The 10,819-nt window shown below is 72.8% G+C and carries 9 protein-coding genes and 1 pseudogene; 3 read left to right on the top strand and 7 right to left on the bottom strand.

The genetic code is table 11. The features are described 5' to 3' along the window. Nucleotides 1-342: 342 nt before the first annotated feature. Nucleotides 343-921: pseudogene (locus ACH4J0_RS28975) on the top strand (dihydrofolate reductase family protein); the annotation flags it as partial. Nucleotides 922-1,227: 306 nt separating this feature from the next. Next, nucleotides 1,228-2,697 (top strand): ABC1 kinase family protein, encoded by a 1,470-nt coding sequence (locus ACH4J0_RS28970; protein ID WP_396243566.1) that lies wholly within the window; start codon nucleotides 1,228-1,230, stop codon nucleotides 2,695-2,697. A 101-nt stretch (nucleotides 2,698-2,798) separates the two neighbouring features. Here ACH4J0_RS28970 and ACH4J0_RS28965 read toward each other — a convergent pair whose 3' ends face one another. The 4 genes from ACH4J0_RS28965 to ACH4J0_RS28950 form a co-directional block, all read right to left on the bottom strand. Beyond that, nucleotides 2,799-3,044, bottom strand: a complete 246-nt coding sequence (locus ACH4J0_RS28965; protein ID WP_094742988.1) for a hypothetical protein — start codon at nucleotides 3,042-3,044, stop codon at nucleotides 2,799-2,801. 152 nt (nucleotides 3,045-3,196) lie between these two features. Beyond that, nucleotides 3,197-3,565 carry a WhiB family transcriptional regulator gene (locus tag ACH4J0_RS28960; RefSeq protein WP_396243565.1) on the bottom strand — a complete coding sequence of 123 codons (369 nt, stop codon included), beginning with the start codon at nucleotides 3,563-3,565 and terminating at the stop codon, nucleotides 3,197-3,199. Between the two features lie 167 nt (nucleotides 3,566-3,732). Beyond that, entirely contained in the window at nucleotides 3,733-4,191 is a 459-nt protein-coding gene (locus ACH4J0_RS28955; protein ID WP_396243564.1) for a hypothetical protein, read from the bottom strand. A 327-nt stretch (nucleotides 4,192-4,518) separates the two neighbouring features. Beyond that, nucleotides 4,519-6,786, bottom strand: coding sequence for an ATP-dependent DNA helicase UvrD2 (locus ACH4J0_RS28950; protein WP_396243563.1), 2,268 nt, complete (start codon nucleotides 6,784-6,786; stop codon nucleotides 4,519-4,521). 185 nt (nucleotides 6,787-6,971) lie between these two features. On the opposite strand from ACH4J0_RS28950, the gene ACH4J0_RS28945 reads away from it, so the two are divergent. Next, a complete protein-coding gene (locus tag ACH4J0_RS28945; RefSeq protein WP_396243562.1) occupies nucleotides 6,972-7,229 on the top strand; it encodes a mycoredoxin in 258 nt (85 codons plus the stop codon). 36 nt (nucleotides 7,230-7,265) lie between these two features. Here ACH4J0_RS28945 and ACH4J0_RS28940 read toward each other — a convergent pair whose 3' ends face one another. From ACH4J0_RS28940 to ACH4J0_RS28930, 3 genes are all read right to left on the bottom strand, one after another. Next, nucleotides 7,266-8,105 carry a GntR family transcriptional regulator gene (locus ACH4J0_RS28940; protein WP_396243561.1) on the bottom strand — a complete coding sequence of 280 codons (840 nt, stop codon included), beginning with the start codon at nucleotides 8,103-8,105 and terminating at the stop codon, nucleotides 7,266-7,268. Between the two features lie 287 nt (nucleotides 8,106-8,392). After that, nucleotides 8,393-9,334 (bottom strand): NAD(+) diphosphatase, encoded by a 942-nt coding sequence (nudC, locus tag ACH4J0_RS28935; RefSeq protein WP_396243560.1) that lies wholly within the window; start codon nucleotides 9,332-9,334, stop codon nucleotides 8,393-8,395. 67 nt (nucleotides 9,335-9,401) lie between these two features. Then, nucleotides 9,402-10,805 carry a dipeptidase gene (locus ACH4J0_RS28930; RefSeq protein WP_396243559.1) on the bottom strand — a complete coding sequence of 468 codons (1,404 nt, stop codon included), beginning with the start codon at nucleotides 10,803-10,805 and terminating at the stop codon, nucleotides 9,402-9,404. Nucleotides 10,806-10,819: the final 14 nt, after the last annotated feature.

The raw sequence follows: 10,819 nt of genomic DNA, 5'->3' as shown, positions 1-10,819 counted from the left end.
GGGCGCCCCGGGGGGGTGCGCCCCCGGGCCCTGGCCCCCCCTGGGGCGTTGGGCCGCGGGGGGGGGGGGCGCCGGGGGGGGGCCCCCCCCGCCCCCCCCCCGGGGGGGGCCCCCCCCCCCGGGCCGGGGGAAGCGGGAGCCGCTGTTCCGAGGAGCGGGGCGAGGGCTGGAAGTGGGTGGGTGGGCAGGCGGCGGGTGAGGTGGGAGGAGGGGGGCGGGGGGAGGGGCGGGCCCCCGAAGCGTCAACAATGTGATCAGGGTCACTACTTGGGGCCAATGAATCTCGTCCGATCCCCCGGTCTCCATTGCACAAACCCGAGCAAGCCACCGACGGAGCACCCCATGCGCATCGTGATCAGCGAATTCACCAGCCTCGACGGCATCGTCCAGGCTCCCGGCGCCCCGCAGGAGGACACCGATGGTGGTTTCGCCCACGGCGGCTGGTCCCACCCCTTCTTCGACCCGGAGACCATCGGTCCGTTCATCACCGAGGCGATGAGCAGTGCCGACGCCCTGCTCTTCGGCCGCCGCACCTGGCGGACCATGGCCGCCGCATGGCCCGAGCGGGCAGGCGACCCGCTCGCCGACCAGATGAACTCGATCAAGAAGTACGTCGTCTCCGACACCCTCGCCGAAGCCGATCTCACCTGGACGAACAGCACCCTCGTCCCCGGCACCGGGGCTGTCGAGTGGGTCCGGCAGCAGCGCACGGTCGACGGCGGCGATCTGCTCATCATGGGTAGCCCGACCCTCGTCCGCACCCTTCTCGGCGAGGACCTGGTGGACGAGCTCCGGCTCATGGTGATGCCCGTACTGCTCGGCGGTGGCAAGTCGCTCTTCCCGACCGACGGCGTGCGGCGCACCCTGGAGCTGGTTTCCACCACGATCGCCAAGACCGGCGTCCACCTGGCCACCTACCGCCGCACCGCCGCACCGCCGAAGCCGACGCATAGGACCCGCCAGCCCAGGAAATCGGCCCCACCGACTTCCTGTGCCGGCTACCGGACAGCACCGTCCCCGGCCCGCCCCGCGCCCGACCACCGGACCGCCACACCGGGTGCCCCACTGGCAGCGGCCCGCCGGACCGAGCCGCCCAACTCCCCGCAAAGAGATGCCACCGACCGTCGGCCCCCGTGAATACCGGCGGGAGCAGGTCGGGAAGCGGGCACAATGGCCTAGTGATGGTGGGCCGTCCGGTGTCGGGGGGCCAGGGGATTGGAGGCCCGGGTGAGCGATCTTCCGCGCAAGGCAGTGACCCGCACGGCACGGCTCGCCGCCCTGCCGCTGGGGATAGCCGGCCGTGCCACGCTCGGGCTGGGCAAGCGCATCGGCGGACGCTCCGCCGAGGTGGTGACGGCCGAGCTCCAGCAGGCCACCGCCGACCAGCTGTTCAAGGTCCTGGGTGAACTCAAGGGCGGGGCGATGAAGTTCGGGCAGGTGCTGTCCGTCTTCGAGGCCGCGCTGCCCGAGGAGGTCGCCGGGCCGTACCGGGCCGCGCTCACCAAGCTGCAGGACGCGGCTCCCCCGATGCCCGCCGCCAAGGTGCACACCGCGCTCGCCCAGCGGCTCGGGGACAGCTGGCGCGAGCTGTTCCTGGAGTTCGACGACCGCCCGGCGGCGGCCGCCTCGATCGGCCAGGTCCACCGGGCGGTCTGGCACGACGGCAGACAGGTCGCGGTCAAGGTGCAGTACCCGGGCGCGGGCGACGCGCTGCTCGCCGATCTCTCCCAGCTGAGCCGGGTGGCCTGGCTGGTCGGCCCGCTGATCCCCGGGCTGGACATCAAGCCGCTGATCACCGAGTTGCGCGAGCGCGTCTCGGAGGAGCTGGACTACGAGCTGGAGGCCCAGGCCCAGCGCCGGCACGCCGAGGAGTTCGCGGGCGACCCTGACATCGTGGTGCCGGTCGTGGTGGCGCAGGCCGACCAGGTGCTGGTCACCGAGTGGATGGACGGCATCCCGCTGGCCGAGGTGATCGCGAACGGCACCCAGGAGGAGCGTGACCGCGCCGGGCAGCTGCTGGCCCGGTTCCTGTTCGCCGGCCCGTCCCGGACCGGCCTGCTGCACGCGGACCCGCACCCGGGCAACTTCCGGTTGCTGAAGGACGACGGCCCGGCCGGGGGCTGGCGGCTGGGAGTGCTGGACTTCGGCACGGTGGACCGGCTGCCGGGCGGGCTGCCCGCGCCGATCGGGGCCTCGCTGCGGATGGCGCTGGCCGGGGACGCGGCGGGCGTGCTGAAGATGCTGCGCGAGGAGGGCTTCGTGAAGCCCTCGATCCAGCTGGACCCGGACGCGGTGCTGGACTACCTGCTGCCGATCATCGAGCCGGCCGCGGTGGACAGCTTCCACTTCACCCGGGCCTGGATGCGCGCCCAGGCGGCCCGGATCGCCGATCCGCGCTCGCCCGCCTACAACCTGGGAAAGCAGCTGAACCTGCCGCCCGCGTACCTGCTGATCCACCGGGTGACACTGAGCACCATCGGGGTGCTGTGCCAGCTGGGCGCCAAGGCACCGTTCCGCGCCGAGATGCTGGAGTGGCTGCCCGAGTTCTCCGACGAGCCGCCCGCGAAGGCGGTCAAGGCAGCCAAGGCGGTGAAGGCAGCCAAGCCAGTCAAGGCAGTCGGGGCCGTAGAGCCGGCCGAGCCCGCGAAGCGCATCCCGGCAGCGGCCAGGAAGAGCACCAAGCCCGCCCGCCCCTGAGGAACGGCGACAGCCGGCCACAACGGCCGCAGGCCGCTCCCCGCGAACGGGGAGCGGCCTGCGGCACGACGGGGGTCAGTCGGATCAGCGGCGGTGCGCGCCTACATCAGCGCGACGGCGAGCGCCTTGCGAGCCCGCATGGAGGCACGCTCGGCCCGCTGCCGGAGCTTGCGCGCCCGGACGACGCGGCTGACGAGGCGTTGTTCCTCGGCCTCGTGGAGCCTGTCTTGCATATGGGCACGGGCCAGGGATTCATGCAGGAGTTGCATTTCGAGGGTCCTGTTCTGGATCTGGAGTTCGGTGGTCTGCTCGGCGCGGACGGTGGGATCGATGGCGGCGGGGGTCATGTAGTGGTCCTGCTCGTGGTGCGTGCTCGGGAATGGGCGGATGCGGGCCGCTGAGTCGGCCTTGGCGGCGGCGATCCGTACGGACCGGCGGAGGACGGTGTCCAGTGGGGGCTGCTCTCCCCGGCGGACGGCCCTGACGTGGTCGGCGGGGTTCACGCCATGACCTCGGTCTTGCGCGGACGGCCACGCGGCCGCTTGCGGGCCACGACGACACCCTGGACGAACAGCTCGCCGCCCCAGACGCCCCACGGCTCGCGACGCTCGAGGGCGCCGGCCAGGCAGACCTCCTTCACCGGGCAGGTGCCGCAGAGGGACTTCGCGTACTCGACGTCGGCGGGCGTCTCGGCGAAGAAGACCTCCGGGTCGAAGGCGCGGCAGGGGATGGGGAGACCGAGCGCCTCGGCCTGCTCGATCGAGTTGAGCTGCATGAACGGAACCTCCGGAGGGTCGGCCTGGTCGGCCTTGGTGATCTGGCTTGTCGGCGGTACGGACGGGATGGGCGGCGTGATGACCGTGGACACTGGTGCGTCTTCCTCGTCTTCTCAGTGGTTCCGGCCCAGTGGACTGGTGGTGCTGGGCCGGAGGCCCCGGGGGGCCTGGGTGGTCTTGCGTACCGGACAAAACAGAAGGGCCGCGGATCCCGGTGTGACGGGTTCCGCGGCCCTGGAGGTGCCGACCTGAGGCTGACTCAGGTTCGTTCTCTCCAGGGTTCAGGCCCGCGGAAGGCCCGCATCCGGATGGCCTTGGCGCCGATAAAGGCGGCCATGGCCTGGTTGATCTGCTGCTCGTTCTGCTTCTGGGCGTTTCCGGCACCGATGACCTGCGCATAGCCGCCATGCATGGCGGCGGCTACGGCCGCCTTCGGTGCCTGGGTCGGTCGCTCATCGCGCTCGGGACGCGACGCGCCGACCGACGCCCAGTCACGGGACAGACCGGTCTCGACGACGGTGCCTTCGACACTCCTGCCGCCCGTGAGGCACAGATCAGTGTGTCCAAGACCACTGACAGCGGAGGCGACGGAGACACCGGTGGTGTCGAGACCCAGACCGGTTCCACCGAGCTCGGCGAGCGCCCGCAGACGGGCGGCACGCAGGGAGGCAGCGACAACGGTCTGGCCAGTCATTTTGGTGATCATGATGTTTCCCACTGTCTTCGCCTCCTCTCGGCGTCTCGCGGAGCCTGGTTCCCCTGGCTCCGAATGTTCGGATGTCTGTCTCGGTGTAGCTGTGGGGCGAGGGGAATCGGCACAGGTGTCACCCCGTGCGACCGCGTCCCCTTGACCGCTCCGGCAGGCTATTGCGCTCCCGGTATGCCGCGCAAACTATTTTTCACGCGAGTTCACGCGACGCCGTCCGCGGCACGATCCGCGCGGCGTTGCGCAGCGGTCGCCACGGCATCGCGCGGCGCTCGCCGCGACGTTGCACAGCGGTTGCGAAGTCCCCCGAGCAGTCCCCTGGACCGCGCCCGTGCCGGCTCACGCCGGATCGACCGGACCGTCGTCCTCGACGCCGTCCGGATCCTCCTCGGGCTCCTCCCCCGCGCACAACGAGAGCACGGCGGCCCCGTACTTGTCCAGCTTCATGGCGCCGACCCCCGAGATCAGGGCCAGTTCCTGGCGGCTGGCGGGCACGTCCTCGGCGATCGCCATCAGTGTCGCGTCGGTGAACACCACGTACGCCGGGGCGCCCTGCTTCCTGGCCTGCTGGGCCCGCCACTCGCGCAGCCGCTCGTACAGCGCCTCGTCCATCGTGGACGGGCAGTCCTCGCAGCGGCGCAGCTTGCGTTCGACGGCGTCGGTGAGCGGCTTGTCGCAGACCCGGCACTTGACCGGGCCGCGGACCCGTCGGGCGGCCGAGCGCTCGCCGGGCTCGACGCTCCCCCGCCCGCCCCGTGCGCCGGTGCGTGCGCCAGGGGCGGTGGAGCCGGGGCGCAGCCCGTCCATGAAGCGGCTGGGCTTGCGGGAGGCGCGGCCGCCCGGGGAGCGGGAGAGGGCCCAGGAGAGGCTGAGGTGCTTGCGGGCGCGGGTGACGCCGACGTAGAGGAGGCGGCGTTCCTCCTCGACCTGTTCGTCGGTCTTGGCGTAGATGATCGGCAGGGTGCCCTCGGTGAGGCCGACGAGGAAGACGGCGTCCCATTCGAGGCCCTTGGCGGCGTGCAGGGAGGCGAGGGTGACGCCTTCGACGGCGGGGGCGTGCTGGGCGGCGGCGCGCGCGTCGAGTTCGGCGACGTAGGCGGCGAGGTCGGTGCCGAGGCCTTCGGCGGCGCGGGTGCGCTCGAACTCCTCGGCGAGGCGGACGAGGGCGGCGAGGGATTCCCAGCGGTCCCGGACGGCGCCGGAGCCGGCGGGGGGTTCGGGGGTGAAGCCGCGGCTGGCGAGGACGGCGCGGACCTGGCCGGCCAGGTCGGGGGCGCCGGCGGTGAGCGGGTCGGCGGCGGCGCGGGCGGCGCCGCGCAGCAGGACGCCGGCGTCGCGGACCTCGGGGCGTTCGAAGAACCGTTCGGCGCCCTTGAGCTGGTAGGGGACGCCGAGGTCGGCGAGGGCCTGTTCGTAGACCTCGGACTGGCCGTTGGTGCGGAAGAGGACGGCGATCTCGCTGGCGCGCACGCCGGTGGCGAGGAGGTCCTTGATCCGGCGGGCGGTGGTCTCGGCCTCGGTGGGTTCGTCCTCGTACTCGGTGTAGACGGGTTCGGGGCCGGCTTCGCGCTGGGAGACGAGTTCGAGGCGGTGGCGGGCGGCCTCGCCGCGGGCCTGGGCGAGCAGTCCGTTGGCGAGGTGGACGACCTGGGGGGTGGAGCGGTAGTCGCGGACGAGCTTGACGACGGTGGCCTCGGGGTGGCGGCTGCGGAAGTTCAGCAGGTAGTCGGGGGTGGCGCCGGTGAAGGAGTAGATGGTCTGGCTGGCGTCGCCGACGACGCAGAGGCTGGCGCCGCCGCCCGGGCCGGTCCACTGGTCGAGCAGGCGCTGCTGGAGCGGGGAGACGTCCTGGTACTCGTCGACGGTGAAGTGCCGGTACTGGCTGCGGACCTGGTCGGCGATGTCGGGGCGGTCCTCCAGGATGGCGGCGGTGAGGAGCAGGACGTCCTCGAAGTCGATGGTGCCGCGGCGGCTCTTGGTCTCCTCGTAGACGCGGTAGACCTGGGCGGTCTCGGCGGGGTCGCGGGGGGCTTCGCGGCCGGACTTGGCGACGGCGGCGGGGTAGTCCTCGGGGGCGGTCTGGGTGACCTTGGCCCATTCGATCTCGGCGGTGAGGTCGCGAAGTTCGGTGCGCTGGACGCGCAGTCCGCAGCGGCCGGCGGCTTCGGCCACGAGCTGGACCTTGCGTTCGAGGAGCTGGGGCACCGGGCCGCCGACGGCGCGGGGCCAGAAGTACTGGAGCTGGCGCAGGGCGGCGGCGTGGAAGGTACGGGCCTGGACGCCGTCGGCGCCGAGCTGGCGCAGCCGGCCGCGCATCTCGCCGGCGGCGCGGGCGGTGAAGGTGACGGCGAGGACCTGCGCGGGCTGGTAGACGCCGCTGCGCACGCCGTAGGCGATGCGGTGGGTGATGGCGCGGGTCTTGCCGGTGCCGGCGCCGGCGAGGACGCAGACGGGGCCGTGCAGGGCGGTGGCGACGGCGCGCTGTTCGGGGTCGAGCCCGGCGAGCACGGCGTCGGGGCCCGTGGCGGCGCCGGGGTCGGCCCAGGGGGAGCCGTGGGGGCCGTCATAGGGGCTGCCGCTCAAGAGGTCTTCCTGCATGCGTTCCATCCTCTCAGCCCGCCGGGACAACGGGGACGGGGTTGTCCACAGGCCCGGTGTGATCGCAGGATGATCGCTCCGCATCGTGACGCACCACTCCGGATCTCCCCGGTACGGGCGCCGGAATGCCGGCCCCGCGGTGGGCGTTGCGGCTGTGAGACCGTACGAACCCCTCTTGTGAAGGAGCCCCCTCGATGTCCGGCAGCGTGACGATGTACAGCACGACCTGGTGTGGGTACTGCAACCGGCTCAAGAGCCAGCTGGACCGTGAAGGCATCGGCTACACCGAGATCAACATCGAGGAGGACCCGGCTTCGGCGTCCTTCGTGGAGTCGGTGAACAACGGCAACCAGACGGTGCCGACGGTGCTGGTCCAGCCCGTGGGCGGGGGCGAGCAGGTCGTGATGACGAACCCGAGCCTGATCCAGGTCAAGAAGGCCCTGGCCGCCTGACCGGGCGTCAGCGGTGGCCCGCCGGGCGGGCGCGCCTCACGGCGCGTCGGCCCGGGCGGGGTCGACGGGGGCCGCGGGGGCGGGCAGGGTGGTGCGCGCGCCGAGGTCGCCGATGCCGTAGACGAGCCGGCTGCGGTCGGCCGAGTAGCGGGTCTCGATGACCCGGACGGGGCCGCGCCGGTCGTAGGTGACCCGGGTCTGGACCACGAGCGGGACGCCGGGGCCGCCCTGGAACCACTGGGCCTCCTCGGGGCCGGGCATCCGGGCGACGAGGTGGTCGACGGCGCCGATCTCGGTGCGGCCGAGCGCGGCGAGGACGGCTTCGTCGCCGCCTTCGACGGGGTCGGGTTCCATCAGCGGGGTGCCGGCGGCGAGGCCGGCCCGGTAGTGGCTCTCCTCGATGGAGTACGGCTCGCGGTCGAGCAGGCGCAGCTGGCGGCGGACGACGACGGCCTCGCCGGGGCGCAGTCCGAGGCGTTCGGCGATGTCGACGCGGGCCCGGACGATCATCATCTCGAAGTCGGTGCTGAGTTCGCGCCCGGCTTCGGCGGCTTCGCCGAGGTAGACGCCGGAGGGGGCCGCGAGGCAGTCGCGGGGAGCCGGGGGCAGGGTGGGTCCGTAGGCGTGGTGGTCGAGGACCGGGTGTTCGCGCAGATAGGTGCCCTTGCCCTGGAGTCGGACGAGGCGGCCTTCGTTGACCAGGACGTCGACGGCGAGCCGGACGGTGTTGCGGGCGACGCCGTACTGACGTTCCAGTTCGCTCTCGACCGGGAGGGCGGCGTCGGTGGTGAACTCGCCTTCGGCGATCCGGCGGCGCAGGTCGGCGGCGAGGCGCTGGTATTTGGGGGATTGGGCGGTGCCCCGGGGGATTGTCACCCGAGTGAATGTAGCGAGGGCGGTGACGCGGTTTCAGCCGTTTCCGGCAATGTCGTCCGCGCGGGTCGGCGGTGGGGGCCCCGGAGCGCGTGGTGGTAGCAGAACTGGCCCGTCCGGCCACGAACAGCTGGTCGTGGCGGATTCGGGAACGGGCGGGAAAGGAAATCGGGGGCGCGCGGCATAAGCCGCACGCCCCCTCGGCGCGGAACCGCGCGGAAGCCCTGGACCCCCTGGACCGCCCGGACGTGGCCTGGACGTGCCGGACCTGCCCGGAAATTCGGACAGGATTACCAGCGCGCCGCCGACGGCAGTCGTTCGCCGTACCAGAGTTCGACCAGGTGCCGGGCGATCGAGATGCCGGAGGGCGGCAGGATCTCGCCGGCCTCCATCCCGGCGCGCAGCTCCTCGCGGGAGAACCAGCGCGCCTCGGCCAGTTCCTCGCCGTCCACGGTGATCTCGGTGCCGCCGGGCAGGGCCTTGCCCATGAAGCCGAGCATCAGGCTGGACGGGAACGGCCAGGGCTGGCTGGCGACGTAGCGGACCTCCCCGACCCGCACCCCCGCTTCCTCGTGGACCTCGCGGGCCACCGCCTGCTCGATCGACTCCCCCGGCTCGACGAAGCCGGCCAGCGTGGACCAGCGGCCCTCCGGCCACAGCGCCTGGCGGCCGAGCAGGCAGCGGTCCTGCTCGTCGGTGATCACCATGATCACCGCCGGGTCGGTGCGCGGGTAGTGCTCGGCCGCGCAGGAGGTGCAGCGCCGCACGTGCCCGGCGCCGGCCTTCTCGGTCGGGTGGCCGCAACGCGAGCAGAAGCTGTGCAGCCGGTGCCAGTGCTCCAGGGCGACGGCGTGCACCAGCAGGCCGGCGTCGCGGTCGGACAGCAGCGCGCCGACCTCGCGCAGTCCGGCCGGGCGGGCGTCGCCGTCCAGTCGGCCGGGCAGGCTCTCGCCGGCCAGCGCGAAGTAGGAGACGCCGTCCTCGTCGGTGCCGAGGAAGTAGCGGTCCCCGGTCTGCGGCGCCTCGAAGGAGGGCAGCAGGACGAGTTCGGTGCCCTGCGCGGTGTCGACGACGAACACCTCACCGCCGGCGATCGGCAGCACCCGGGTGGCGGGGTGGCTCCAGGCCGCGGCCAGCCAGGGCTCGTCGAACCGGTGCTCGGCGGCCCGGTCCACCCCCGCCCTGGCCAGGGCCAGGGCCTGCGGGCGCTCGGTCTCAGGCACGGTGCTCACTTCGTTCCATCCCCACGTGGTGAATCATCCGGATGAGTGGTCTGACTGCGGTGGTGCGCGGACGGGCTCACGCGCCGGGCCGGAAGTTCTCGGCCAGGTCGCTCCACAGGTAGGCGGCGGTCTCGACGCCCTTGGCCAGCAGGTCCAGCTCGACCTTCTCGTTGACCGAGTGCCAGCCGTCCGAGGGCACCGAGATGCCGAGGAACAGCACCGGCGCGCCCAGCACGTCCTGGAGGTCGGCCGCGGGCCCGGAGCCGCCCTCGCGGGTGAAGAGGACCTTCTGCCCGAAGGCGCGGCCCATCGCGCGGACGGTGGACTGCAGCGCCGGGTGGTCCAGCGGGGTCAGGCAGGGCCGGGTCGCGCCCGGAAAGACCAGCTCGTACCGGATGCCCTCGGGGACCTGCTCCGCGACCCAGGCCCGGACGGCCTCGCGGACCTTCTCCACCTCCTGTCCGGCGACCAGTCGGAAGGACAGCTTGAGGTGGGCCGAGGACGGCACGATGGTCTTGCCGCCGGGGCCGGTGTAACCGCCCCAGATGCCGTTGACCTCGGCGGTCGGACGGGCCCAGACCCGCTCCAGCGTGGAGTACCCGGCCTCGCCACGGGTGCCGTACGACTTGGCGACGCGCAGCCACTGCGCCTCGTCGAAGGGCAGCTCGGCGAACAGCTCGCGCTCGCGCTCCGTCAGCTCCACGATCCCGTCGTAGAAGCCCGGGATCGCGACCCTACGGTCGGCATCGTGCAGGGCGGCGGCCAGCTCCGCCGCGACCTGGGCCGGGTTGGGGACGGCGCCGCCGAAGGAGCCGGAGTGGATGTCGGTGTCCGGCCCGTACAGGTCGAGCTGGGCGTCCGCGAGGCCGCGCATGCCGGTGCACACGGTCGGGGTGGTCTCGGACCACATGCCGGTGTCGGAGATGACCACCACGTCGGCGGCCAGCCGCTCGGCCTCGCGCCGGACCAGGTCGGCGAAGTGCGGCGAGCCGGACTCCTCCTCGCCCTCGACCAGCAGCTTGAGGTTGACGGCCGGGGCGGTGCGGCCGCTGGCGGCCAGGTGGGCGCGCACGCCGAGGGTGTGGAAGAACACCTGGCCCTTGTCGTCGGCCGCGCCGCGCGCGTACAGCCGCCCGCCGACCACGGTCGGGGTGAAGGGCTCGGTGTCCCAGCCGTCCTCCTTGGCGGCGGGCTGCACGTCGTGGTGCCCGTAGACCAGGACGGTCGGCGCGGACGGGTCCCCGGACGGCCACTCGGCGAACACCGCCGGCAGCCCGTCGGTCTCCCACACCTCGGCGACCGGGAACCCGGTCGCGCGCAGCTTGGCCGCCAGCCACTCGGCGGAGCGGCGCACCTCGCCGGCCCGCTCGGGGTCGGCGGAGACCGAGGGGATGGCCAGCCAGTCGGAGAGGTCGGCGAGGAAGGCGGCCTGGTGCTGGTCGATGAAGGAGCGGACGGCGCTGTCCGGGGTTCTCGTCATACCGACGACTGTAG

Origin of the sequence: Kitasatospora sp. NPDC017646, assembly GCF_044329365.1 — a bacterium.
In the GTDB taxonomy this organism is placed as follows: Bacteria; Actinomycetota; Actinomycetes; order Streptomycetales; family Streptomycetaceae; genus Kitasatospora.
This window is presented reverse-complemented; position numbering and strand designations above follow the sequence as displayed.